Below are 25,753 nucleotides of genomic sequence, written 5' to 3'. Positions count from 1 at the left end.
GAGTAATGGAGCCTATTGAACTTAAATTAGGCGGTAACGGACGAAAGCTCTCAAAGTCCATTATTGGTCGAGTTGGGGATAATCGATTTATAAATTATCCCTTTAAATTATTAGATCCAGACGGATCAACAATAAATCTCAATGGATGTACAATAGTTTTTTATGGAACAAATGCAAATGGCACATTCACAACTGGCGTGCCCACAATTTTAGATCCTACTGAAGGTGAAATCAGCTATAAATTTAGTCGTGAAAATTTTAGTGTCCAAGGTGAGTTCAAGGAAGCGTTCTTTCGTGTGACGAGAGAAAACGGAGAATGTTATGCAACACAGAGCTTTCGAATAAAAGTTGAAAATGATGCCGATATCAGTCAAGGTCAAGCAACGCTTTATGTGTCTTTGCTAGATGAAAAACTAAAGGATTTTGATAATCGTTTCCGATTATTTATTGAAGAAAAGGAACAAGAGTATAAGGGTATTGAGAACGTAGTTAAAGAGTTAAACGAACAAGTTCTAAATTTAAATGAAAAAGTCAACGAGACAAGCAAACAAATCAACGGGCTAGGTAATCTAAAACGGATGTACTCAAACAGTATTGATTTCGGTAATTACGACTACTCAGGGAATGCCAATTTGCTACCAAAGATTACAGCTGCTCATTTTACATCGGGAAATGGAGCTACGGTTGAAGATGGACCAGATGGCGAGATCATTTTCACGTTAGATGGATCTGCACAACTAACTAAATTTAATACAAGCATGCGTTTACCCGCTCTTCAAAATGGCAAGAGATACACAATTAGCGCCGAGATTATGTTACATGAAGGTTTAGAGGGAGATGCCTCTAATATTCGATTAACTAACACTTACGTGCCGGGCGGGAATATTATGTTATCTACAGTTAGACCTCTCCCGACATCTACTAATATCTGGCACACGATTAGTGGTACGCAAATAGCAACTTATGCGACTACACTGCCTCAACAATGGTATGTAGTTTTACAAGACGTTACAGCTTCAAGCCGTATTAAAGGCAAAATATCGCTTCGAAACATAAAGATAGAAGAAGGGTCGGTTGCTACACCTTATCAACCCAATCTACTTGTTGAACCGTATCAGATGTCGAAGGTTTCCTTGAACGAAAATCTAGCAAATAAAGAACAAGCTTTTCCGATAAGTAGTCGACAATATTTAGTATATTCTGCTGAAATGATTGAACCATTTCTTGCTAACCAAACATATACCTTAACTTTAAAAGGAACCAAATTAGGTCCACAATCATTTAGGGTATACACGACTGGTCCGAATAGTACCTCTAATATTGGGAACATGGAAATAGTAGAAGGTTTAGCAGATACTTGGCGACTGACATTCACTCCTTCAGAAGTAAATTTGAATGGGAGTGTTTCTCCTAGCACATTACAAATTTACCAATTCCCTCAAGCAACAATGGGGCAAGTAACGATTGAATCATTAAAAATAGAAAAAGGTGATATAGCCACTCCGAATATTTTGGAATATAAATATTTTGGCGAAGGTTTGAAAGATAGTAGTAACCCAAATGATTATAGCTGGGATATCACCGAAGAGTACTTGGATTCTAAAATCTTACAAACAGTTAGTCTAAATGAGCCACAGCAGGTCCCAGGATTTAAAAACTTTTTAAGCGGTTTACAGTCTAATGGTGTAAATATAGGTGTTGAGTACGCGAAAGCAGTAGCGACTGATAAATATAAAAATCATGGTGCGGTGTATTTAGGTGGCTGTGTGTGGCTTGCGTGGGAGACATTAGAATTTTCGAATTCAATTGGTTGGGCAAGAGGAAGTACAATTCGCGTTGGAAATGATGGTCATCCGGGCTTCACTTATCCTGATGTTCCGAATATTTTTGGCGGATACATTTGGATTGGTGGCTCCTGTTTACCAGACTACACAGACGGCGGATTTGGTTCTTATCATATTACTGTATCAAACAATTTTGATGATGCTCGTAAACCGATTGTCCGTTTTATTGATTCGCCAACAACATTAGTGAAGAGACTAGCAGTTCGAGGTCATGCATTAGTTTTTGCACCTGCACCCACAAACAATAGTAAGGTTGAGGAGGTATGAAATGAAAAAAATTTGGCAGTATGGACGTACTGGCGGAAAAGAGCTAGAAGTCTCAGATGATTTCCCAATTCAGGTCCCTTTTACTGATGTTCCACCGATAGAGGAAATTGCATTAGCCAACCAGTTTTTTGTTCCAACAGAAAATCGCTGGCAAGAGTTAGAGAATAGTGTGCTTAGTGAGCAGGTTGATAATCTTCAAGTACTTTATAAACATTTAGAAAAAAATGTAAAAAGACAAGAAGAGCAACTAACAGAAACTCAGTTAGCTTTAACAGAAGTATATGAATTGATTCTAGGAAGAGGATAACTTGATAAAAATATATATTGAATTAATCAACAAGGGGTTAAAAAAAATTGAAGATGTACCTAAAAAAATCCAGAAAGAAGTCAAAGCGATCTTATCTCAACAGGCTGAGATGTAGGATTGTCTTTTTTATTTTAAAAAAGGAGTATAAGACAATGGTCATTGTATATGCAACGTTAATCATAAAAGAAAAGAAAAAAATTGAAGATGTTCCAAAGATCATACGTGAACAAGTAAAAGAAGTTTTGGTTGAGATGGGATTACCTGAACTGACATTTAAAGAGGTGGACTGATGGCTGGAAATGTAGATGGATATCAATTTGACAATATAAAAATCAGTGCTGAAAATGATGCGAAAATGTACCATGCATTAGCAAGAAAAAGAAGTTATGTGATTTCTGGTTATGAACAAGGATTAGAATTATCTTCCAGTGGTTTGGATGTAAGAGTTGCCAGTGGTAGTGCGATTATACAAGGTAGAATGGTATATGTGAAAGAAGCACAAAGTATTACTCTTCCAGCAAATTCAAGTGGGTATGTTTGTTTAACGATTGATTTAAATGAATCGGTAATTCCAACTGATGATTTTCCAGCAGATAGTGAGAATTACTCTTGGACAAATAATCAGGTTCGTTTAGAGGCAGTTAACCATTTAATTAATGGAAATACTTTAGCAGGGGATAGGGTAGTTACATTCCCGTTGTGTAGTTATACAACTTCAGGAACTACTGCCATTATTACAAAGAACACAACAAATTATAATGATTCGCTCATTGAAAGTCTTCCCCTTTGGACAGGAATATTGACTATGAATACGAGTCACATCATAAGACTTTCTAAAAAATTCGAGGATCTTAATTCAGGACTATTACTGATCTGGGCACCTTACGCTAACGGTTCAGCATGGAATTATGATTTTACGACACAATTTTTACCTAAACGAGCAGGTTTACATGTGAGTCAAGTATTAAATTCTAGTAGTAACTGGATCAATAAGAGAATTCAAGTGGATTATTCTTCTAATTCAATTTGGGGACATGGTGGGAATGTGAGTTCTGAAGGATTAAAGGCTGTTTTACGGGAAATTCGAGAAGTTTGATATAAAGGAGGTTACTTATGGAGGGAATTACAATCGGGGAGTGGATCGCGATTCTTACACTCGGTGGATCATTAATGGTGGGTGTGGCGAAATTTTATGCGATGTTCACGAAACTTGATCACACGTTAGGAAAGTTAGAAAAGACGATCATCCGTGTAGAAAAAAGCCAGGCTGAGTATGGCAATCGGCTATCAATTATCGAAGAACAAATCAGATCTATTTTTAAGCAAATTGGAAAGGAGAGAAAATAAAATGACTGAAATCTTAGCTGCTTCAAGTATTATTACACCACTAGTCGTCGGTGTCACAGGGTTAATCAAAACACAAATGAAGGATTACAAACTCTTACCCGTGATCAATATGATTGCGGGTATTTTGTTAGGCGTGCTATACGCAGTGACCCTAGCACCACAAGATTTAGCAATCTACGCATGGGCAGGGGCTGTATCAGGGTTAGCCGCTGGCGGATTATTTGATTTAGGAAACAGTGTTATCCATTTAGATGAATAACTTAACAAGAAAAATGATAAATAAAGAAAAAGAGTAGCCAAACGGTTACTCTTTTTTATTAGAAAATTGGAGGAATTTACGATGGGAATTTCAAGTTTAGCGACAAGATATCAGTTTGAAAACTTTGGAACAAAATGGTCTGGCACTCGAACCAATGCACAAATTACAACGGTCGTGGTCCATCATCAAGCGGGGACAAATTTTAACAGCATGCCTGAAATCTGGCGAAATGTCGAAGCATCCGCACACTATGGTATTGGTCCAGATGGGACAATTCGAGCATACATTGATGAAAATAAGATCGCTTGGCATGCTAATCGGGCGAATAATTATTCCATTGGAATCGAGTGCACAAACACGACAGGAGCGCCAAATTGGCAAGTGTCGGAGAAGACTATCGATTCGTTAGTCCGTTTAATTCAGGATATCGAGAAACGACTTGGGAAAAAAGTTGCAGTCATTGGTCATAGAGATGCCCCAGGCGCCGCTACTGTTTGCCCAGGACCATTCTTGTACTCAAGACTAGGTACGATTCGAAATCGAGTGAATCAGACCAATAATGTAAATACTGTTCAGAATCAACCACAGACGCATGATCAAATTATCTTGGCGAGCCCACCAAAAACTGTTGGTAATTATGTAGGTAAGCTAGAAGTGTTTAATGAGCTATCTCTTGGTATTTTTCGAATTGGTGCTTGGTTAGTTCCAATCAACGGTGCAGCTTATTTAAATCAAGGATACGTCTTCTGGATGGATGCCGACAATCCGAATGTCGAAATTGGGCGCTGTCGATCAGCAGGTATTATTAGAGATGATGTGAATGCAGCCTATGGATTACCTAGTGGCCTGCGATTTGGTTTGGATGGCACACTAGATATCCGAAAATTTGCAGGGAAAAGAGTCTTTCCAATGTTGCGACGAACAAATGATCCGAACGGAAATACGATCAATGGACAAACAGTCGACATTCGATTCCCTGAGTATGTTTTGACGATTCCTAAGCGATAAAAAAATATCCCCTCGTCTGATGCGCACACCCTAAAATTAAATCTTAATTCTAACTTTTTTGGGGTGTATATCGAGTGAGGGGCAGTACATATAAAGACTATTATCTGTAGTAACATGAGTGAGCATGTGTATTTTTATAATAGCAGTTTTGACTCTTTGATTATATAAGCTTTTGTTCTAAAATATACTATTTGTTAATCCAATAAGTGAGTAAATTTCGCTATTTAATTTTATATAATAGTAAAAAATGCTTATTTAACAAAATATCTTGTACCCTTAGCTCAGTTGGTTAGAGCAGACGGCTCATAACCGTCCGGTCGTAGGTTCGAGTCCTACAGGGTATATATAGTATGTTTAAAATTTATTAAAATTTCAACTAAGGAGAAATAAATGTTATATTTGAGTGCAGCACTTTTTAGTAATCTAACATAGAAATATACTTAGGTTTAATTCTATAGATGATACTAGTATTTTTTAATAGATATAAATTGTTATAATTAAAAAAGGAGTTAACGAATGATTGAACCAATTCTTACTATGGATAGTTCAGTGATTACTTTAGTGACTACTGTTTGTGGAATATTTCAAGACAAAAAATCATTAGACAATAAACAAGAAATTAGTAATAATCAAGTACAAAAATTTAGTGATATTAGTACTAACGGCAAGAATTCATCTATAAACATTATGGCTACACAAATTCAAGAGTCTACATTAGTAAAAAATCACCAAAAAGAAATAATAGAAGATCAGATATTTAGAGAAAATTTAGGTAGATTAGTTGCCTATAACAAATCATTTCTAATAATATGTCCAGTTATATGTATAGTTTTATTTTTCATGAAAAAATCGATTCTTTAACTCAAACATTAGGATTTTGTATAGTAATAGTTAGTTCATTTTCTCTTTCACTATATTTTAGATATATTTTTCACAGATATGTTAGAAAAATAAAAAAATGTGGTAGAGAAAAGGATATTATGAGTAGAATTATTAGAGCTATTGAATTTCTAATCTTTCCTATATTACTTTTTATTGTTTCTCTTTTAAGTATTATTTTTTCAATTGTTAAATATCCTTCTGAAATAGACGAAAAAAATATCTCTTTGTTTCTAGCAGGAGTGTATATAGTATCAGCGTATGTAGAATCCACTTTATTCCAATTTGTTGTGGGTGGAAATAATTGGATAATTTCAGCATTTTTGAAGAAATTTTTTTGCATTCTATTTTTATTGTTTATAGCTGTGTTAGTACTTATTAGTTAAATATTATAATTGTTGAGGTGGTCAAAAATTTTGCTGCCCGTTTTTATTAATAATTAATATGAATCAAAATTTGTATAGATATTGTAAAAATGTTATCAATCCATATTAAAAGGGTTGATAAACTATATAACTAATAAATTTAGTTAATCTTGCTAATTTTAGAATTTTACTGACAGAAATCAAAATAAACTCTTTTTAGATAGTTATTTAATGATATTATATTAGTGTAGTATAGTGTTTAAATTTTGACGGATTTATTGACTTTATGTCGTTAAGAAAATAATTGATGTAGGAGTTGAAAAAATGGTAAATCTAAACTATTTTTTAGATGTAGAAACAAATATACTCAGAAATGAAGAATTAAGAGAACCCCAAGTCGAAGCATACGCGGAACTCTATAACCATTTTATATTGGAGAAAAAAAATAGTCATGCAATAGTAGTTCTTCCAACGGGAGTTGGTAAAACAGGTTTAATGGCTATTACTCCGTTCAATATTTCTAAAGGTAGAGTATTAATTATTGCTCCACAGCTAACTATTTTGGATACAATTGAAGCAAGTTTAAATCCTGAAGATAGCAATAATTTTTGGTCTAAAAGAAAAGTAATCAAGGACCCTAGGAAATTACCAACTCTAGTTGTATATGAAGGAAAAGACACCAGAAAAGATCATATGGAAGATGCTAATATTGTTTTAGTGAATATCCAACGTATGCAAAGTAGAAATATTACGTCATTGGTAAATCAATATCCAGAAGATTTTTTTGATATGATTATAATCGATGAAGCTCACCATGCTGAAGCAAGAACTTGGATAGAAGCTTTTAATCATTTTTCAAATGCTAAAGTTGTAAAGATAACGGCTACTCCTTACAGAACAGATAAAAAAGAATTAGTAGGACAGCTGGTTTATAAATATAAACTGAGCCAAGCTATGAGTAATATGTACGTGAAATCATTGGAAAAATTCAACTATATTCCAGATAAGCTTTATTTAAAAATTGAAGAAGATGACACGTTATACACTGTAGATGAAATTCTAAGCAACCCTAATTATAGCGAGGATTGGGTAGCAAAGTCTGTTTCATATTCAGACGAGTGTAAAATTAGTGTTATAAAGAAAAGTGAAGAAATCTTAAATAGTAAAAGAAAGGATACTACAGTACCCCACAAAATTATTGCAGCTGCTCCAAATATTGAAGAAGCAAAACATATAGCAGAATTATATGAGGAATATACCAATTTACGTGCAATAGCTGTTTATCATGAACAGCATCCAGATGAAAGACGACAAATATTTAATGATATTGACAACCATAGATATGATGTAATTGTAAATGTTAGTTTGATGGGAGAAGGATATGATCATAAATATCTTTCTGTGGCTGCTATTTTTAGAGTATTTAAAAATATACTTCCGTATGAGCAATTTATTGGACGGATTTTAAGAACAATACCAGAAGAAGAAATGAAAAAAAGTGACGATAATGTTGGAAGTGTAGTAGTACATCAAAATCTTAATTTGGATGATTTATGGGATTATTATAAGGAGCAATTGCAGGAAAGTGAATTTATTGACGAGATTAGGAAGCTACCAGATACTAACTTTGAAGATGACGATAATGACGAGAAAAGGAAAGGAAATAAAAATTTAGTCAATTTAGGAGAAGTTCATGATTCAGGATCAGGTGAGTTATCTAAAACATCTTATATAGAAACTCAGTTATTAAGAAAAAGACAAAAGGAAGTAGAGGAAAGAAGAGAAAAAATTAATCAGTTAATTAGTATTTTAAACGTGACAGAATCGCAGGCTGAAAGTATAATTGATGAACAAGAGACACAAGAAAGTGAATTCAAACGCCCAGATCTTCTTTTGAAACAGAGAAAGAAAACAACATATGCTATGATAACGCAACAAATAGTGCCGGAAATTCTAAATAGACATGGTTTAGAGCTTCAAGGGGATGAAATTTTAAATCTTCCATTTTTCAATGGTAAATATTCGTGGATTCCTGGAAAAATAAAAAATAATGGTGGGGCATTAGCCACTTATTTTAATAGTTATTTGAAGAATAAAATTGGTAGAAAACGTGATTTATGGTCGAATGACGATTATGCCCGTGCAGCTATTTTGCTTGATCAACAACAGCAATATGTGGACGAGTATTTGAAAGGTGAATATTTTAATGAATAAAACTAATATGCAAAGAATATACGAACTTAAAGAAAAACCGATATTAACTCCTAAAAATTTATTAGATAATATAAAATTAGAAAACTACAAAGGTATCAATTATGGAAAAAATGAGACTGGCATTACTTGTACATTGATTGAACAAGAACATGCATCAATTGTTAAACATTTTTACCAGTTCGATTCTAGAGATTTTTTAATAAAAATCAACTCATTCTATGATGAAGAGAACATAGTTTTGTTTGATAGAAAATTAGAATTAGATAGACTTCTGCAACTTTATGATATTAATGACGAAAATTCAAATAAAAATGTCTTATAAAAAACATATATACCTCACGTTAGATGAAGTTTTTTTGACCCGGAAATTTTAATTGAATATTTTAATTTGATCCAGATAATTAGCTTAGATAAAAATATAAAGTTATATAAAGCATTTATAAACAAAATAAACACCATTTCTATCCACCTTCGGGTGGTTCTTTTATTCTAAAAAATTTAGAATAAATATTTATTTCATCGTGATAAAATAAATATGTTATCGTATACAACGACTATCATCCATACCTATGTATTTTTAATCAATACGATAGTAGATTTGTTGCCACAAAAAATAACTTCACATAATAACTTCTCTTACATTATTGTAGCAACAACCTGTATCTTTAGCTCAGTTGGTCAGAGCAGACGGCTCATAACCATACGGTCGTAGGTTCGAGTCCTACAGGGTACATATAAAAACCTCGCTCATTTATCGTGAGCGAGGTTTTATGTTCTATAATATAAATTTTATTATTGGACGATTTATTGAATACCGTACTCTATAAATCCTCTTTGTATTTCTCCAGAGGATTTCATATCATTTGGTGTGCTTCGTAAAGCTTCTTCTTCGCTCATTCCTTCATATTGCATTTTATAGGCAACTGGAGACATCCCATATTTATTGATGAATTCTGTCAAAGTTGATGGTTCTGCAGATTGAGCTGCTTGTGTTGCAGCAGCCTGTTGTTCAGCTTCAGCTTGAGTAATGATGTTACCAGCATCGTCTAAAGCTAATCCATTTTCGTATAATGCCATTCCAAAAGCTTCCCATTCTTTATCGTTCCAACTCGCTCTTTCAGCAGGCATAGAATTTAGCGTACGTTGTTTCATTTCTTCATAACTTTCTTCTTGCACGACAGCAGTTGAAGTAGTTGTATTTTGGATAGTAGTTTGAACTGGTTCAGTAGAAGTTGTTTCTTCAATGTTTGTTGTCTCAGTGATTTGTGTATTTTCAGAGGTTGTTGAACTTAAAGTAGAAGATGTTTGCGTTGTTGACGTCGTTTGTTGCGTAGAAGATATTTCAGAGCTGTCCTCTTTCTTATTTGTTGAACAACTCGACAACATCAGTAGAAATAACCCAGTTAAAACTAACCAACTAAACTTTTTCATTTTTATTCCTCATTTCATAATAATTTCCGTTACAAAATTATCATATCAAATGAAATGGTAGCAAGGAAGAACAATATTAAATAAAAAGAAACTCGCCCATCAATCGTGGGAGAGGTCTTTTTTACGTTCTTCAATTAATTGTAGCAACTTGTCTATATTTCCAATCAAAACCTAACCTTTGATAATATAACTAGGTTTTCTCTGATAAAAAAAGCACATGACTTGAACAATAAATAAAATCATAGTACCCTTAAGTTATCCTCAGTACTAAGAATTCGTTTTTTAATACCCGCCCATTCTCTGGAGTGGGTCTTTTTTTATGGGAAAATCTGAAAAAACATAAAAACAAAACGCTTGCAATAAATTTAGGTTAGCCTTAAACTATCCGTAGGCACCATTATAAAAGAGAGTATCAATAACTAAAAACTTTTGGGGAAGTCTATAGCGTGCATATCGATACTCTCTTTATTAATTATAACATACGTAATTTAGGCAACAAAATGATTATATAAGTTGAATAATAGATAAAAAGATAGTAATCTTATTGTATCACCCTAACAACATTGCTTTTTTTACATCCCGCTCTTTACGAGCGGGTATTTTTTTGTTTAAAATAAGATTCGATCAAAGTTTAAGAATTCTCAGATTAAGACAAGGTACTTGCAATAATCACTGGTTACCCATAAGGTGTGAATAGGAATCATTCTAAAAAAAGAGTACCAATGGACAAAGTTTTAAAAACTTGGGGAAGTTTTCAGCGTGCGCATTGGTACTCTTTTTATGATTCTATCACATGTATTTTAAACAGCAAGGAAAGCGTATTACTTGAATGCGGGGTCAAACTCTAGTAATGTGAAGCTGACCAAATAATTCCCATATTAACGTACGTGCCACTCTTCAGAGTGGTATACATAAAAAAACATATTATTTGAACCTAAAGTAAAATGATAGTAAGATTTAAGTATCCACATTCAGAAGATTCTTTATCCTAAGGTAGCCTGCTCTTATATGAGCAGGTGTTTTTTGTTAGAGTGAATAAGCGATTACTCATGCCAAATCAATCTGCTCAGGATTTATAAACAAGCGTTTCCTAAAATCATACCTTCGATGCTGCATTCTTGTATTAGGAACATCTGTGATAATATCGAATAAAAAATATACGTTCATATTATTTTTTGTCTTAGAAGCAGGTAGCATAAAATAGTTTTTCTTTGATTCGTATAAGTGGATTAATAGCTTGTTTTCGGCAAGTTTGAAATCAATTTCGGAATTCCAGTATTTATATAGTTCTTTTTCGAATTTTTTCTTTGGATCATGAAAGAACCAGAGCATTACATTTTTATGGATTATCATTTTTCTCCCCCTTGTTCGATTTTACGAACTTACGTTCTTTTTGTAAAGCGAACAGAAGGTAAAGAAAAAAGCCTGTTGAACAGGCACAAAGTTATTAACCTAACAATTCCTTTTTCTTTTCATCAAATTCTTCTTGAGTGATTATTCCGTCGTCAAGAAGGCCTTTGAATTTTCGTAACTCATCGGCATAGCTTCCAGAGGGAAAGGACTCTTTAGTATTTGAAGAAATGATTTGATCTAATTTAGCTGCTATGTTGTTATAATCTTCCATTGTAGATTTTGTTAAGAAACTGTCTGTTTTAGATTCTGAAATAATAAGCATGTATTTTTGAGAACGGTTTTCGGTAAGGTGAAGAATAAATCCTAATCGCTTAATAGTATCGAATTCTTTTCCACCAGTCCCAGCTCCAACAACAGCACCAACAGGACCAGCTATAACTCCACCAACTATTGCACGAGTAATGCCGTGATGTTTTTTTATTTTTCCACCTTCAAATATAGGCGTGTAGGTAATTAGTTCATCGTAATTGTATACAGCTTGTGATTTGTTCATTGTAAGAGATTTCTTTATAAAAATTTTACCATGTTTATCATCGAAATACATGTCGCCAACGTTGTAGTCACTATGGTTCTTAAAGTATTCTAGTATTTTTTCGTTTTCAGCTTTGCGATTTGCTTTTTCACGTTTCGCCTTTTCTTTATCTGCCTTGCTGCTAAACAAGCCCATACCCATTCCTCTTTTCATTAATTTTATAAATTCATTGTATCAGAAATTAAATTCAGAACCTATCTGTATTGAATAATTTCTATTCATTTAGTAAATAGACTCAAGAATGTAATTTAGCCTAAAACAACTATTCACAAGGGGCAAAATAGGAGCAAGGATTGTAAAAAGGTTATGCAATCACATTCTGCAAATAAAATAGAAAAAGCAAATTTATTAGTTTTTCTACACTCTAATATAATGTTGGAATAATAATATAAATAATATTTAGGAATGTATTTGATTAATAGTATTTCAATAGAAAAAAACTAAACCAATTATAGTTGACTGAGTTCTATTTTTCGTTCTGCAATTACTTCTTTTAGCTCAGCAAGAATAGCATTAGAGTTTATGAATTAGCGTGTGATTATATGAGTATTCATGTAGTTTCTATGTGTCTTTTTCCTCATCTTCATTTACAAGTTTTCTATAGTGTATACTTGCTTCTATTTGAGAATCTGGGGTTTTGTTTTCGCAGCAGGTATTTTAAAGTGGTTTTATAGGAATAGTAGAGATTTATTAATAAACCGTTCTCGATTTCTAAAAAGAACGCTTCTGAATCCCGTACTTAATAAAAATCTTTTAAAAAATCTATTCGAAGAATTAAATCTAAACTATAATTGTGTTTTTCATTACATTAGAATATAAAGTTCACCTTAAAAATACTAACGAAAGTTTTTTTGTAAATCTTAAATAAAGTTAATATCTCCCACATTTATCCCACGGGGTATATATAAAATCACGAAAAAATTTGAAATAATACGAAGTAGCGTGAAAAAACAATAGAACATCCAGCAATTGAAAAGACTTCTACATGAAGCAAATTAAAACTTATTGAAAATGTACGTAATGCTTTTAGAATACAAGACTATAAGAAGCCTTCATGGCCGTTCTGAAAATGGATGAGGATAAGACGAAGAAATAGCTATTTCAAAATGAGAATACTAAATGATTTTGATTCTTTGTCAAAATGATGTTGGCAAAGAGAAATCTTAGAATAATTTGGACAGTAAGAAGGAGTTAACTTCTTTCTGTTCTTTTTATTTGGACAGAAAGAATCCATTGTCGAGTCATAATCCTTAATGGTTAATTTTACTAACAAAAATATAGTCGTATTTATTACTTTGTAATTAGAGTAATACCTTTCAGAATAAGGCTAAAGTCTAATTGTTACTACAATTTTCTTATGCTACCTTAAATTTAGAAATACTAAATAAGGAGGCTGCTGGTAAATGTTTAAGTTAATTATTAAGCAATTTTTACAGCATTGGAATATTTGGCTATCAATACTACCTATTTTTATTGTTTCTGGTTTAATATTTAGCACTGCTTTCGTGATATTAAATGCGTTAAGTAGGGCTGATCTTAACAGTTCGGTTGATTATGGTGTTTTTATGCAGTTACCAATCGTTATAGGGATAGTAGTGTTGTTTTTATTGACTACCAATGCAATGAAACAGTGTATAGATTTTTTTGATGAAACAAATGACATATTGCTTCTTTTAGGGGCTTCTCCAGCTCAAATTAGTTTGGTAATGACTGGTCAAATGTCATTAATCGGTATGATTGGAGCCTTTTTTGGAGGCTGCTTCTCCTTAAAATCTTCACAGCTTTTTTTATCCACATTACCTTCGAGTGCTGCTAAAGAATCTCTTGTACATATCCCTCTTCAGTTCTCATGGAATATCATTTTTGCTGTGATAATGATTCAACTAGCAATTATTCTATATACATGTATGCGCTATTGTCTTAAAAACTATAAGAAAAGAAAGGGAAGCCTTTCCTCTCATAGAGCATCTAATAAAACGAAGAACAGTGGTAGATTTTTGGGAATAATTGCGTTACTCATAAGCGTAGGTGCGACAGTATATTTATATTTCAAAAATATTCCTGATCCAACTTTAATAAAAGAATATACTCAAAGTATGAGTAACTCAATGAATTTATTGCTCCTTCTGTGGCTTTCTATACTTATGACTATGAATTTTTTGATTCGTCCCATATTTCGAGGGATCGTACATATAATTGTTGGATTACCCAAAATGACAAAGAATCCAATGTTCCGCACTGCATTTTACAATATGCAATACAATATAGAAGAATTAATAAAATTAATTCGTCCTGTCAGCATCATTACTTTGCTAGTTGGGAATTTTATAGCTTTGTTTCTCAACACTAAACTACTGATTGATGGTACAAATGATAACTCTTATATTTCAGATTTGGTCATCAACCTTATTTTTGTATTTGGTGCTCCAATACTCATCAGCTTGGCCAATGTATTTGTGTCAATTTTTCTTTTTAGAATTAAAACAAAAGTTGAATCTAAAGAATACTTTTATACTGGATGTACACCAAATTGGATTTTTAAAATGAGAATCATTGAAATCAGTATAGTTTCACTTATCTCAATAGTAGTTACTTTCATTGGAATAATAATGTTTGCGATTCCATTATTAAGAGTGACCTATCTGGGTGGGGGCAATATTTTTAAGGCGAATTGGTCGATTAATATTCTATTATCGTTAGGAAATTTTGTTGTCTTCGGTTTGTGTTTTATTTCCATTTATTGGTTTGAGCGTCATACATCAAAGAAGTATGTGGAGTAGATTTATTAGTATACTAAAAGAATCCATCTGTTTTAGTTGAACCAATCATAAGAGAGTAATAAATTCAGATTGAAAGAAGTTGGGGAATAGCTGAAAGGGGAGATCCTTCTACTATCAGTGAGTAGTTTGCGCCCTACAGTTCTATATGAGAATTCGATTTATAAACTAGAATGATTTTGTGGTAAGGATAGTACTATTAGTATTATTAAATTTTTGGAGGTTAAGACCGATGAGAGAGATAGTGATTTCAATAACTGAATTAAAAAAAGAAATAGAGCTTGCGAAAGGAAATCTTTTACAAGTGCTTACTGATATTTCTTTTGATGTAAAACAACAAGAGTTTGTATCAATCGTAGGACCTTCTGGTTCAGGGAAAACAACGTTGCTTCATTGTATCTCTAGCTTATTACCTCCTACAGAGGGAGAGGTGATGATCTATGGCAAATCTCCTTATGGATGGAGTGCAGCGAAATTAGCAAAGTTTCGCCGTAAAAAAATCGGCTTTATTTTTCAAGATTTCCAACTCATACCTTCATTGTCAGCCTACGATAATATGGTACTCCCAGGAACATTGAATGGTCACAAAATAAAAAGGGAAAATGTTTATTCTCTGGCAGAACGATTGGAATTAAAAGCGGATTTACACCAACCCATTGATGCTCTTTCGGGTGGTGAACAACAAAAAGTGGCAATTGGTCGCACAATATTAGCAGATCCAGAAATATTATTTTTAGATGAACCTACTAGCGCATTAGATACTCACTCACGTGTCCTTATTATGGAAGTACTGAAAGAATTAGTAAGCAAAGGAAAGACAATCGTTATGGTGACTCATGACCTAGAGCTTGCCAGTCAATCTTCCAGAGCAATTGTTTTAAAGGATGGGCGCATTCATAATAATATATGTTCGCCAGCATTGGAAAACCTCATATTCTAAAAGATAAGATTCATTCATTTCTACCTTAGCTCCATCTAGTTTTACTCAATGAAATTAGCGTATGCTTTCTTTGGTTCTCAAATAAATTAAACAAATCATTCGGACAAAAAAATAGATTCATGTATAATTTAAATAATAGTATATATTACTGTCGTTATAATATTTTCAGAGAATATTTTATGTTAAATTTATTGCTATTTTTTATTCATTTATGAGGAGGAAAAAGATGAAAAGGGGATTTATTACTAAGGGGATTTGTGGGTTCACGATACTTGCGATTTTAGCGAGTTCGTTTGGTGTGAGTCAAGTTTTTGCAGAGGATTCGTCTACAATGGCTACCTCGACTGAATCGACTCAAACGTCAGCAGCTCCACAGATAAAAAATACAGAAACAAATGAAGTCAGTCAGCAGACAGAAACGACAGAAACGACAGAAACGACAGAAACAGAGGTACCAACGCAAGAGTCACAACAAACACCATCAATACAAGCGAGTGAAGAAACAGAAGTTCAACCAGAGCAACCACAAACTGCAATCGTCGATGGAGTAGAAGTCGCTTTGGAAGCGCCAGAAAAAGCTGGTAAAAACGAAGCGGATATCACACAAGCGCCAAAAGAGGAATTGATCGAAGGCTCTCCAAGATTATTTAGAGCAGCTGTGCAAACGATTCCAATGTATCGTTTATTCAATCCACATAGTGGTGAGCATTTTTACACGAGAGATACTGGTGAACGAGATAATTTAAGAAGGATTGGTTGGAATTACGAAGGTGTTGGTTGGCAGGCACCGACAAGTGGTGATCCTGTCTATCGTTTGTACAATCGCTATAATGGGGAACATTTTTATACGATGAACGCAAAAGAAAGAGATAGTATCACGAAACAAGGCTGGAAGTATGAAGGAATCGGTTGGTATTCCTATAAAGGTGCGAATGCCATTCCTGTCAGTCGTTTATATAGTAAACGAGTGAACTGGCACCATTACACGTTAGATGAAAATGAGAAAAAAGTAATCACGAAACAAGGCTGGGTCTATGAAGGTGTTGGTTGGTACGCAGTTGGTAGTGGTCAACAAAATCAAGAGGACTATAAACTATTGGGTGTGAAAAATTACAACCAATATGCGTTAGGTGCGCCAAGTGGATGTGAAGGGGCTTCTTTATTGCAAGCACTTCAATATAAAGGGAAGATCACCAATTGGAGTTTGACTCAATTCTTGAATACGATCCCTAAATCACCGAATGGTAATCCAAACAGCGGTTTTGTTGGCAGCCCATTCGTCGAAAATTCATGGACTTATTCTGCAATTTATCCTGCACCTTTGACGACGTGGGGCAAGAAGTACGGAAATGCCCAAAATATTTCAGGTAGCTCGATGAATACGTTGCTAAACGAAGTCAAAAATGGCCATCCGGTTGTTGCTTGGGTGACGATCAATTTCCAACCAATCCGTTGGGGGAATTGGAATTTTGGTGTCGCAGCGAATAATAATCATGCGGTCACTCTTGATGGATATAATAAAGGAAGTAATCAAGTCCATGTATCAGATCCGATCAGTGGTTCTTATTGGATGAATCGGACAACATTTGAGAATATTTATAATGCACGTAAATACGCGGTAGTTGTAAGATAGACTAAACCATAATAAAACCAATTGTTGTAGTAATACTTTTCTATAGCCTGTAAAATCCGAGAATGAATTATCTTCTTGGGTTTTACGGTTTTTTTTATTGCATAATTCTAGCTAGGTCAAAATCAATTGCTAGAAAAAAATTTTGTTACGTTAATGTAAGCTAATCACTAGTGGAATAGATTCCGACTCACATACCTATTTAGTATGATTTAGACAGGAAGTGAAAAAAAATAGGGAAGTGGGAATGATAATGGGAAAACTAGTAAAAGGATTATTAGCAATTGCGCTTATTTTAGGAATTGGTGCATTTTTTATTGAATCAAAGACAGAAGGCTTTCAAGCATTAACGGATAATTTTTTATCTGATAAAGAAGTGAAAGAATACTATGTCAAAACAAGTAGTGGGGATAAAAAAGGGAAGGATTATCTCTACACGTTTGAAGGATACGACGAAGCTGGCAATCAACAAACAGTAAAAAAATTAGGGGATCACGAGTTAAAACAAGGTAAATACTTAAAAATCTATGCAAAAGGGTTACAAGGAAAAGGTTGGAATGAAGTTGCAGAAAACGAAGTGCCTACGAAGGCGTTGGAAAAAATCAATTAATAATGGCTAGGATGTTGAATTATTAGTGTGCCATTTATTAAATAGTAGAAAAAGCTCACAGTGATGCTAAGAATAAACATCATTGGAGCTTTTTCAATGTACTCGAAAGATGAGCTCAGTCTGAAGTCGTTAATAAATTGACTTTATTCGTATTTCTTTTTTGACAAACAAATAAAGAAGTGGTATTGTGGTTCTACCCAAAACGTAACTATTACGATTTGATAAATATAAAGTGGAATAAAGGAGCAGATTATTAGTGGCAAAAAAATCAAAAATTGCAAAAATGAATAAGCAAGTAGCTTTGATCAATAAATATAGTGAACAACGTCAAGAGTTAAAAGCAGCAAAAGATTATGAAGGACTAGCTAAGCTACCAAAAGAGTCTAATCCTAATCGTTTGAAACTGAGAGATCAGACAGACGGACGTCCTCGTGGCTACATGAGAAAATTTGGTATGTCTCGAATCACATTTAGAGAACTGGCGCATCAAGGATTGATCCCAGGAGTTAAAAAAGCAAGTTGGTAAAATAGGAGGAAAAAGTCATGGCAGTACCAGCAAGAAAAACATCGAAAGCAAAAAAACGTTTACGACGAACACACCAAGGTTTGACGAAACCAGAGATTTCTTTTGACGAGGTGACTGGTGATTATCGTCGAAGTCATCACGTCTCCTTAAAAGGTTATTATAAAGGACGGAAAGTGACAGAATAATCGATTGGACGATGCAAGGAGGCTGCAAGAAATGGAAATTATTTATCCGCCATTGGTCGAACAAGGAATCAAATATTATTCGGAAACGGAAAACGAACCTGTAGACAAAGGAGAATTCTATCGTGCGATGGTCGATAAGAAACTGATTACAGAAACTGGCCTTCCTACAGAACATGCGATAGAGCAAGGCTTTGTCAAAGACTATTACGAAAAACAAAACTTATCCTTTGAAGAATTTTTGGACATTTATCCTATTTTTCAAAAGTATGATGCCGATTTGTTCAAATCTATTGACGGCTTCTGGGAGATTCCTGTAGACTTGAAAATAGAATTAATGGAAATGCTTGAAACGGATCAACTGGATTATGATGACGAACAACAAATCAACATCTATTTAGAAGATCGGTAAAAGGATAGAATAAGAAAAGCCAAAAGGACAATCTATATGCACAACTTTCGTAAATCAGGTATAAAACCTTGGGATATCATCATTATTTTTGTTCTGGTAGTTGCTTCTTTCGCTCCGACAATTGTTTTTGCTTTGTCATTTGATAATGCAGAAACTGAAAATAGCGTGAAGTATGCGATAGTCAAAATCGACGGAAAAGAAGTCGAACGTTTTGATTTAGATGAAATCAGTAACAAGATGGTGACTTACCATCCATCTGATACCCAATACAATATTATCGAAATCCAAGAAGGTAAGATCAGAGTCAAAGAAGATAATAGCCCCGATCAAATCGCTGTAAGAACAGGTTGGATCTCGGAACCTGGACAGACTAGTATCTGTTTGCCTCATCGACTAGTGATAACCATTGAACAAGAAGGAAAGTCTGATTATCACATCTATTAAGTAAAAGAAAACTGCTATTGTCAGCTTGTAGAAAGTTGATGGTGGTAGTTTTTTTTCTCCAGAGTAACAGGGTACAATCGGATATGATCATACATTAAAAAATATGTATTTAAAAATTAAAGAAGATGGCATGAGCTATTTAAATGATTTCAAAATTTAGAATTTATCAACCAAGAAAAATCGCTCGTTAAAAATATAGCCTCACCTTTACATACGTGTTGGCACGTGCTATAGTTGTTTTTGTAAGGAGGTATCGTGCAGAATGCCGCTTACAGGAAAAGAAATGCTTCGGTTATTGAAGAAGAATGGCTGGATTGAGCGAAGGCAGGAAGGCTCTCATCATCACCTTTATAAAGATGGCGTTAGAATTACTGTCCCTGTTCATGCCAATCAAGATCTAGGCCGAGGACTTGAGCAAAAAATTTTGAAGGATGCGGGATCGAAATAATCTCGCATTTGATTACAAGAAGGGATTGACTGAAATGTTAAGCGAACCTTTAGCAAAAACATATCCTGCTATTTTTAAACCCGAAGAAGGTGGCGGTTACTTCATTGAATTTCCTGATATTCAGGGTGCTTATACAGGAATCAATGAAGATGATATCTCTTATGGAATTGCTATGGCACAAGAGGTATTAGGTATGGTTCTAGCGGACTATATTGAGCACGAAGAGCAAATACCAGAGCCGACGCCGATCAAAGAAGTCTTTGCTGAAAAAGATTCCTTTACGACATTGATTCGTGTAGATGTTGCTAAATATCTAAAGGATACAGAACTTGTCAAAAAGACTTTAACGATACCACGATGGGCCGATACGTTAGGCAAACGTGCGGGGATAAATTTTTCAGTCCTTTTAACAGAATCCATTGCAGATAAAGCGGATGATATTCTTCATTCAGAGAAAAATAATAGATAAGAAAAGAACCTGGACAGACTAGTATCTGTTTGCCTCATCGACTAGTGATAACCGTTGAACAAGAAGGAAAGTCTGATTATCACATCTATTAAGTAAAAGAAAACTGCTATTGTCAGCTTTGAAAAAGTTGAGAATAGCAGTTTTTTGATCGCGCAATAAATTATACCAAGCCGCAAATATTTGTTACTCCACTGGATCAAAGGCAAAATCCTTTTATTCATCTATGCTAGAATATAGTTATTATCAGATTGTAGGTGGTGGCAAACAAATGGCAAATGAAAGAAAAATCGAACGAACGATCCAAGAATACGTTCCTGGTAAACAGGTCACACTCGCGCATATCATCCCAAATGCAGATCGTGAAGTTTTTACAAAACTTGGATTAAGTGAAGCAAGTAATGCGATCGGTATTTTGACGATCACACCGAGTGAGGCATCGATCATTGGGGCAGATATTGCCAAAAAATCTGGAGATGTGGCGATTGGTTTCATGGATCGCTTTAGTGGATCAGTCGTTTTCACTGGTGAGGTATCTTCTGTTGAATATGCGTTGCAACAAGTCATCCAAACAATGAGTACGGTTTTGGGGTTTGATACGCCTAACATTACAAAAACCTAAATGATTGGTAGTTATTTATTTATGAGAGACGATAGGTGAAGAGATGCGTCGAGTGATTTTTATCGGACAAACAGGTAGCGGTAAGACTACATTGTCACAGTGGCTACAAAAGAAAGACATTTCTTATCACAAGACTCAACAAGTGTACTATCTCGATGATTCCATCGATACACCTGGTGAGTTTATGGAGAATCAATTTTACTACAATGCGTTAGTCAGTGCTTCGATCGAGGCGGAGGTAGTGGCATTCGTTCAAGATATTACAAGTGCACAAAACTATTTTCCACCTTATTTTTCATCGAGATTCAACAAAGAAGTGATCGGTGTGATTTCCAAAGTCGATTTAGCAGATCAGCAGACGCTAGCAAAAGCCCGTGAATTATTGGAGTTAGCCGGTGCTTCTAAGATATTTGAAGTTTCTACGATAACAGGTTTTGGTTTAGATGAGTTAGAGAAACACTTGTCTACGAATGGATAAAAACCAAAAACAATTTTTAAAATAAATCGTTTCCGTTATCTATTGACCGCGATTGTGAATTAATGTATAATTGAAAATAATAAAATATGAGCACATGATGTGAAGGGAACAAGGTGCGAATCCTTGACAGACCCTTTTTACTGTATATGCAGACGACCCCTCAATTTAGCCACTTACGGGAAGGCGAGGTAGTAGGATGAAGCAAAGTCAGGATACCTTACATGATGTGAAAGTGATTTTATTGGGAAAATTACTTTGCGAGCCAAACCGATTCCTATTGAACGGTTTGTTTAGTGAAGTGTTTTTTCGAAGACACTTCATTTTTTTATTAAACAAAAAGACAGTCGGACAACTGTCTTTCAGTGGATCAGCTCGTTCTTCGAAAGGAAGCAGGAGTTGTTCCGGTCTCTTTTTTGAATAACTTACAGAAATAGCTCGGTTGGGTATAACCGATGCGATAAGCAATTTTTTGAACGCTTAAATTGGTTTGGCGTAATAATTCTTTTGCTTGTTCGATTCTCTGTTTATTAAGGTAGTTGACAAAACTGATGCCTAATTCTTTTTTGAAGAGTCTGCTGAAATAATAATGACTCAAATAGACATGATTTGCCACTTCATCTAAGGTAATATTGCGAGAGAGATTTTTATTGATATATTCGATTGCTTTATTGATTTCTCCATGGTCGGAGTCGATTCGTTTGTTTTTAGACTTAATCGGTTTATGTTCAGCTGTTTTGATATTGAATTTGATTCGATCTCTAGGATGGTTTTCTTCTTTCTCATAATGTTGAGCAATCGTTTCGAAAAGTGAGGCGGCAGCCGTGACCTGTTTTCTGTTCACTACGCGTACCTTATTACGTGCATGCCTCAACTCCGCATGCTCTTTCCAATTCGTGATGGATGGATGAATGCGGTCGATTTGATGATCTTCAATATCTGATACTTTTACTTGCCCAAAAAGTGCAAAACCGTGCAGTTGTCGATCATGGATCAAAGGCAATGAGATATCCGTCAATCCAGCATGGCATTGATAAATGTGTGGTTTTCCAGTCTTTGATGCTTCTAAACCACCGTAAGCATCACACTTTTGACAGAGATGTTTGAATTGTGGATTTGCTCGCATATTTTGGCAAAAAGGAGAAAAATTAAATAGATTTGACGTTTCTTTGCCGTGAATATCAACTAAAACAGCGCCATAATCGACTGCTAATGCAAATTCTTCCAATATCTTTGTTAGTCTATCTGAATGAATTCCTTTTGGATGACCTTGAATCATGCAACAGCCCCCTTTCATGGCACTTATTTTAACAGAAAAACAAAGGTTATTGTATAAAACATCACAAATACCACAATTTTGACTATCAAATGACAAGAATTTGATAGATTATTTGGCTTGAATTATTTAAATTTAAGCCTATTTGTCGTGTTTTCTTTTTTTATTCACAGCAAATTATTATTATTATCTCAATAGGTACAAAAAAGATGGGGCAATTATTTCCCATCTTTTTTTATTATGATAGTTTTTGTAAGCGCTACTAAAATTAGGAGGTATGACAATGGGTCAAGAAGCTTTAGGCATGATTGAAACTCGCGGTTTGATTGGATCGATCGAAGCAGCAGATGCGATGGTGAAGGCGGCAAATGTAACGCTGATCGGTACTGAAAAAATCGGTTCAGGTTTAGTCACTGTAATGGTCAGAGGAGATGTAGGTGCAGTAAAAGCCGCAGTTGACGCTGGCGTGACAGCAGCTAGTTCTGTGGGAGAAGTTGTTTCAAATTATGTGATTCCACGCCCTCACTCTGAGGTTGAGAGAGTACTCCCAAATTTAACTGACTGAGGTGATTTAAATGGTTGAAAGCAATGCAGCAATAGAAGAAATCTTGAAAAAAGTTTTGAATAAAATCGAATCGAATGAAACAAAGGAAACTACATCGGGAGGAACAAGCAAAATGATTGAAAAATATTGTGGATTAACAGAATTTGTCGGTGCATCAGCATTTGGGGATACTATTGGTTTAGTGATCGCAAATGTTGATTCAGCCTTATTGGATACGATGAAATTAGAGAAAAAATATCGATCGATTGGTATCGTAGGTGCTCGTACCGGTGCTGGACCGCATATTTTAGCGGCAGATGAAGCAGTCAAAGCAACAAACACAGAAGTCATCTCGATCGAAATGCCAAGAGATACTAAAGGTGGCGCTGGTCATGGCTCGCTTATCATTTTTGGTGGGGATGATGTTTCGGATGTTAAACGAGCGGTAGAAGTGACGTTAAAAGAAGTGGATACTCGCACGTTCGGAGATGTGTATGCGAATGAAGCAGGCCACATTGAATGTCAATACACTGCCAGAGCAAGTTATGCGTGTAACAAAGTATTTGGAACTCCAATCGGCAAATCATTTGGTTTGATCGTTGGTGCACCAGCTGCAATCGGTGTAGTGATGGCAGATACAGCCATGAAGGCGGCGAATATTGAAGTGGTCAGCTATGCGACTCCACAAAATGGACAGAATTTCTCAAATGAAGTCACGATGACATTTAGTGGTGATTCAGGGGCTGTCCGTCAGGCTGTTATTTCTGCTCGCGAAATCGGTATCAAACTATTAGCGACATTAGGTAGTGAGCCAACAAATGATCAGCCATCATATATTTAAATTGGAGAGTGAGTAAATAGATGAAATCGAAACGATTTGAAGAATTATCAAAAAGACCAGTGAACCAGGATGGATTTGTTGATGAGTGGATAGACGAAGGTCTGATTGCCATGCAAAGTCCTAATGATCCAAAACCAAGCATCAAGATCGTTGCGGGTGAGGTCGTTGAATTAGATGGGAAAGCAAAAGAAGACTTTGATTTGATCGATGCTTATATCGCACAGTATGGCATCGACATCACTCGTGCGGAAGAAGTCATGCAAATGTCATCGAAAGAATTAGCGAATAAAATCGTTGATCCGAACATTTGTCGTGAAGAAATCATCCAATTGACGACTTCTGCTACACCGGCAAAAATCAATGAAGTGGTTGGCTACATGAACGTGGTTGAAATGATGATGGCTGTGCAAAAAATGCGTGCTCGCCGTCGTCCTACCACCCAATCTCACGTAACAAACTTACGCGACAACCCAGTGCAGATTGCTGCGGATGCCGCTGAAGGTGCTTTACGTGGGTTTGATGAGCAAGAAACAACAGTTGCGGTTGCACGTTATGCACCATTTAATGCCATCTCGATCATGATTGGTTCACAAGTTGGACGTCCAGGGGTGTTGACACAGTGTTCATTGGAAGAAGCAACTGAACTTGATCTTGGTATGAGAGGATTCACAGCTTATGCTGAAACGATCTCAGTTTATGGAACAGAGAAAGTATTTACCGATGGCGATGATACGCCTTGGTCGAAAGGATTCCTTGCTTCATGTTATGCGTCTCGCGGCTTGAAGATGCGTTTCACTTCTGGGACTGGTTCAGAAGTACAAATGGGTTATGCAGAAGGCAAATCGATGTTGTACTTGGAAACTAGATGTATTTATCTGACAAAAGCAGCGGGTGTTCAAGGGTTACAAAATGGTTCGATCAGTTGTATCGGTATTCCAGGTGCGGTGCCATCAGGGATTCGTGCGGTCTTAGCGGAAAACTTGATTGCTATGTTGCTTGACCTTGAAGTGGCCTCTGGAAATGACCAAACATTCTCTCACTCAGATATCCGTCGAACAGCTCGTTTGTTGATGCAATTCTTACCAGGGACTGACTATATCTCTTCTGGCTACTCTGCGACTCCGAATTACGACAATATGTTTGCGGGTTCAAACTTTGATGCAGATGATTTCGACGATTACAACATTTTACAACGTGACCTTCGTGTGGATGGTGGTTTACGACCAGTCAAAGAAGCAGAAGTGATCAAAGTTCGTAATAAAGCAGCGAAAGCGATGCAAGCACTGTTTGCAGAGTTAGGGTTACCAACGATCACAGACGAAGAAGTAGAAGCGGCGACTTATGCTCGTGGTTCTGATGACATGCCTGCTCGTGATATGGTTCAAGATATCAAAGGTGCAGAAGAGTTGTTGGCTAGTGGAGCAACTGGTTTAGATCTAGTCAAAGCATTATCTAAAACAGGCTTTGAAGATGTGGCGGTCAGTGTATTGAATCTATTGAAACAACGCGTTGCCGGAGACTTTTTACAAACTTCTTCTATCTTTGATAAAGATTGGAATGTCATTTCTGCTGTCAATGATAAAAATGACTATGCTGGACCAGGAACTGGACACCGTTTAGATGGCTCAGAGTGGGAAAAAGTGAAAGCAATTCCTAACGCAATCAACCCGCAGGATATATAGGAGGAGTATGAA

30 protein-coding genes, 2 tRNA genes, 1 pseudogene and 1 riboswitch are annotated in these 25,753 nt (G+C 35.3%); of the genes and pseudogenes, 28 read left to right on the top strand and 5 right to left on the bottom strand.

Annotation, left to right across the window (positions count from 1 at the left end; all coding sequences use genetic code 11):
- Window positions 1-5 precede the first annotated feature (5 nt).
- The 13 genes from IGJ00_RS08270 (at window position 6) to IGJ00_RS08210 (ending at window position 9,223) form a co-directional block, all read left to right on the top strand.
- On the top strand, window positions 6-2,111 hold the full coding sequence (locus tag IGJ00_RS08270) for a BppU family phage baseplate upper protein (RefSeq protein WP_438844316.1): 2,106 nt from the start codon (window positions 6-8) through the stop codon (window positions 2,109-2,111).
- Window position 2,112: 1 nt separating this feature from the next.
- The gene (locus IGJ00_RS08265; protein WP_438844315.1) at window positions 2,113-2,418 is read left to right on the top strand and encodes a hypothetical protein; all 306 of its coding nucleotides are present in this window, start codon (window positions 2,113-2,115) and stop codon (window positions 2,416-2,418) included.
- Between the two features lies 1 nt (window position 2,419).
- Window positions 2,420-2,533 carry a CD1375 family protein gene (locus IGJ00_RS08260; RefSeq protein ID WP_264082979.1) on the top strand — a complete coding sequence of 38 codons (114 nt, stop codon included), beginning with the start codon at window positions 2,420-2,422 and terminating at the stop codon, window positions 2,531-2,533.
- A gap of 37 nt (window positions 2,534-2,570) precedes the next feature.
- Entirely contained in the window at window positions 2,571-2,708 is a 138-nt protein-coding gene (locus IGJ00_RS08255) for a CD1375 family protein (protein WP_010734000.1), read from the top strand.
- Window positions 2,708-3,514, top strand: a complete 807-nt coding sequence (locus tag IGJ00_RS08250) for a hypothetical protein (protein WP_010734001.1) — start codon at window positions 2,708-2,710, stop codon at window positions 3,512-3,514. Before IGJ00_RS08255 ends, IGJ00_RS08250 begins: the two co-directional genes overlap by 1 nt.
- Before the next feature lie 17 nt (window positions 3,515-3,531).
- Window positions 3,532-3,765 carry a hypothetical protein gene (locus tag IGJ00_RS08245; RefSeq protein WP_438844314.1) on the top strand — a complete coding sequence of 78 codons (234 nt, stop codon included), beginning with the start codon at window positions 3,532-3,534 and terminating at the stop codon, window positions 3,763-3,765.
- 1 nt (window position 3,766) lies between these two features.
- On the top strand, window positions 3,767-4,024 hold the full coding sequence (locus IGJ00_RS08240) for a holin (RefSeq protein ID WP_438844313.1): 258 nt from the start codon (window positions 3,767-3,769) through the stop codon (window positions 4,022-4,024).
- Between the two features lie 81 nt (window positions 4,025-4,105).
- The gene (locus IGJ00_RS08235; protein WP_438844312.1) at window positions 4,106-5,032 is read left to right on the top strand and encodes a peptidoglycan recognition protein family protein; all 927 of its coding nucleotides are present in this window, start codon (window positions 4,106-4,108) and stop codon (window positions 5,030-5,032) included.
- A 270-nt stretch (window positions 5,033-5,302) separates the two neighbouring features.
- A tRNA-Ile gene (locus IGJ00_RS08230) sits at window positions 5,303-5,376 on the top strand.
- Window positions 5,377-5,548: 172 nt separating this feature from the next.
- Window positions 5,549-5,893, top strand: a complete 345-nt coding sequence (locus tag IGJ00_RS08225) for a hypothetical protein (RefSeq protein ID WP_438844311.1) — start codon at window positions 5,549-5,551, stop codon at window positions 5,891-5,893.
- A gap of 707 nt (window positions 5,894-6,600) precedes the next feature.
- On the top strand, window positions 6,601-8,490 hold the full coding sequence (locus IGJ00_RS08220; protein WP_438844310.1) for a DEAD/DEAH box helicase: 1,890 nt from the start codon (window positions 6,601-6,603) through the stop codon (window positions 8,488-8,490).
- A complete protein-coding gene (locus IGJ00_RS08215; protein ID WP_438844309.1) occupies window positions 8,483-8,812 on the top strand; it encodes a hypothetical protein in 330 nt (109 codons plus the stop codon). Before IGJ00_RS08220 ends, IGJ00_RS08215 begins: the two co-directional genes overlap by 8 nt.
- A gap of 337 nt (window positions 8,813-9,149) precedes the next feature.
- A tRNA-Ile gene (locus IGJ00_RS08210) sits at window positions 9,150-9,223 on the top strand.
- Window positions 9,224-9,294: 71 nt separating this feature from the next.
- Here IGJ00_RS08210 and IGJ00_RS08205 read toward each other — a convergent pair.
- The 4 genes and pseudogenes from IGJ00_RS08205 to IGJ00_RS08190 all read right to left on the bottom strand — a co-directional run.
- Window positions 9,295-9,921, bottom strand: a complete 627-nt coding sequence (locus tag IGJ00_RS08205; RefSeq protein ID WP_438844308.1) for a hypothetical protein — start codon at window positions 9,919-9,921, stop codon at window positions 9,295-9,297.
- Window positions 9,922-10,968: 1,047 nt separating this feature from the next.
- Window positions 10,969-11,274: a DUF5960 family protein gene (locus tag IGJ00_RS08200; RefSeq protein WP_100495079.1), complete on the bottom strand. Its 306-nt coding sequence runs from the start codon at window positions 11,272-11,274 to the stop codon at window positions 10,969-10,971.
- Between the two features lie 94 nt (window positions 11,275-11,368).
- Window positions 11,369-12,001: an SHOCT domain-containing protein gene (locus IGJ00_RS08195; protein ID WP_414458008.1), complete on the bottom strand. Its 633-nt coding sequence runs from the start codon at window positions 11,999-12,001 to the stop codon at window positions 11,369-11,371.
- Between the two features lie 500 nt (window positions 12,002-12,501).
- Window positions 12,502-12,651 (bottom strand): annotated as a pseudogene (locus IGJ00_RS08190) (DUF5960 family protein); the annotation flags it as partial.
- Between the two features lie 618 nt (window positions 12,652-13,269).
- Between IGJ00_RS08190 and IGJ00_RS08185 the strand changes: the two are divergent.
- From IGJ00_RS08185 to IGJ00_RS08130, 12 genes are all read left to right on the top strand, one after another.
- Window positions 13,270-14,646, top strand: coding sequence for a hypothetical protein (locus IGJ00_RS08185; RefSeq protein ID WP_438844307.1), 1,377 nt, complete (start codon window positions 13,270-13,272; stop codon window positions 14,644-14,646).
- Between the two features lie 229 nt (window positions 14,647-14,875).
- Window positions 14,876-15,583: an ABC transporter ATP-binding protein gene (locus IGJ00_RS08180; protein ID WP_071867695.1), complete on the top strand. Its 708-nt coding sequence runs from the start codon at window positions 14,876-14,878 to the stop codon at window positions 15,581-15,583.
- A gap of 226 nt (window positions 15,584-15,809) precedes the next feature.
- The gene (locus IGJ00_RS08175) at window positions 15,810-17,216 is read left to right on the top strand and encodes a C39 family peptidase (protein ID WP_438844306.1); all 1,407 of its coding nucleotides are present in this window, start codon (window positions 15,810-15,812) and stop codon (window positions 17,214-17,216) included.
- A 250-nt stretch (window positions 17,217-17,466) separates the two neighbouring features.
- On the top strand, window positions 17,467-17,823 hold the full coding sequence (locus tag IGJ00_RS08170) for a YxeA family protein (RefSeq protein ID WP_438844305.1): 357 nt from the start codon (window positions 17,467-17,469) through the stop codon (window positions 17,821-17,823).
- A 256-nt stretch (window positions 17,824-18,079) separates the two neighbouring features.
- Window positions 18,080-18,349 carry a 30S ribosomal protein S14 gene (gene rpsN, locus IGJ00_RS08165; protein WP_065095743.1) on the top strand — a complete coding sequence of 90 codons (270 nt, stop codon included), beginning with the start codon at window positions 18,080-18,082 and terminating at the stop codon, window positions 18,347-18,349.
- Window positions 18,350-18,366: 17 nt separating this feature from the next.
- Window positions 18,367-18,534 (top strand): 50S ribosomal protein L32, encoded by a 168-nt coding sequence (gene rpmF, locus IGJ00_RS08160; protein WP_071867698.1) that lies wholly within the window; start codon window positions 18,367-18,369, stop codon window positions 18,532-18,534.
- Between the two features lie 31 nt (window positions 18,535-18,565).
- Complete coding sequence (locus tag IGJ00_RS08155) at window positions 18,566-18,943, top strand: hypothetical protein (protein ID WP_074799133.1); 378 nt, start codon at window positions 18,566-18,568, stop codon at window positions 18,941-18,943.
- A gap of 36 nt (window positions 18,944-18,979) precedes the next feature.
- On the top strand, window positions 18,980-19,387 hold the full coding sequence (locus tag IGJ00_RS08150; protein WP_086334733.1) for a NusG domain II-containing protein: 408 nt from the start codon (window positions 18,980-18,982) through the stop codon (window positions 19,385-19,387).
- A gap of 262 nt (window positions 19,388-19,649) precedes the next feature.
- Window positions 19,650-19,835 (top strand): type II toxin-antitoxin system HicA family toxin, encoded by a 186-nt coding sequence (locus IGJ00_RS08145; protein ID WP_086334732.1) that lies wholly within the window; start codon window positions 19,650-19,652, stop codon window positions 19,833-19,835.
- Window positions 19,836-19,869: 34 nt separating this feature from the next.
- Window positions 19,870-20,304, top strand: coding sequence for a type II toxin-antitoxin system HicB family antitoxin (locus tag IGJ00_RS08140; protein ID WP_071868108.1), 435 nt, complete (start codon window positions 19,870-19,872; stop codon window positions 20,302-20,304).
- Between the two features lie 268 nt (window positions 20,305-20,572).
- Window positions 20,573-20,923, top strand: coding sequence for a BMC domain-containing protein (locus tag IGJ00_RS08135; RefSeq protein WP_142432987.1), 351 nt, complete (start codon window positions 20,573-20,575; stop codon window positions 20,921-20,923).
- Between the two features lie 43 nt (window positions 20,924-20,966).
- On the top strand, window positions 20,967-21,401 hold the full coding sequence (locus tag IGJ00_RS08130) for a EutP/PduV family microcompartment system protein (protein ID WP_104871051.1): 435 nt from the start codon (window positions 20,967-20,969) through the stop codon (window positions 21,399-21,401).
- Between the two features lie 70 nt (window positions 21,402-21,471).
- Window positions 21,472-21,639: riboswitch (cobalamin riboswitch) on the top strand.
- Window positions 21,640-21,768: 129 nt separating this feature from the next.
- On the opposite strand, the gene IGJ00_RS08125 is transcribed toward IGJ00_RS08130, so the two are convergent.
- Complete coding sequence (locus IGJ00_RS08125) at window positions 21,769-22,677, bottom strand: PocR ligand-binding domain-containing protein (RefSeq protein ID WP_108173369.1); 909 nt, start codon at window positions 22,675-22,677, stop codon at window positions 21,769-21,771.
- 280 nt (window positions 22,678-22,957) lie between these two features.
- Here IGJ00_RS08125 and IGJ00_RS08120 point away from each other — a divergent pair, with 280 nt between their 5' ends.
- Genes IGJ00_RS08120 through IGJ00_RS08110 form a run of 3 tightly spaced genes read left to right on the top strand, consistent with a single transcriptional unit; the run spans window position 22,958 to window position 25,741 of the window.
- Window positions 22,958-23,239, top strand: a complete 282-nt coding sequence (locus tag IGJ00_RS08120) for a BMC domain-containing protein (RefSeq protein WP_071867467.1) — start codon at window positions 22,958-22,960, stop codon at window positions 23,237-23,239.
- A gap of 10 nt (window positions 23,240-23,249) precedes the next feature.
- The gene (pduB, locus tag IGJ00_RS08115; protein ID WP_438844304.1) at window positions 23,250-24,059 is read left to right on the top strand and encodes a propanediol utilization microcompartment protein PduB; all 810 of its coding nucleotides are present in this window, start codon (window positions 23,250-23,252) and stop codon (window positions 24,057-24,059) included.
- Between the two features lie 20 nt (window positions 24,060-24,079).
- Window positions 24,080-25,741, top strand: a complete 1,662-nt coding sequence (locus IGJ00_RS08110; protein WP_071867465.1) for a propanediol/glycerol family dehydratase large subunit — start codon at window positions 24,080-24,082, stop codon at window positions 25,739-25,741.
- Window positions 25,742-25,753 lie beyond the last annotated feature (12 nt).

This window comes from Enterococcus sp. AZ062, assembly GCF_051715065.1.
In the GTDB taxonomy this organism is placed as follows: domain Bacteria; phylum Bacillota; class Bacilli; order Lactobacillales; family Enterococcaceae; genus Enterococcus_B; species Enterococcus_B mundtii.
This window is presented reverse-complemented; position numbering and strand designations above follow the sequence as displayed.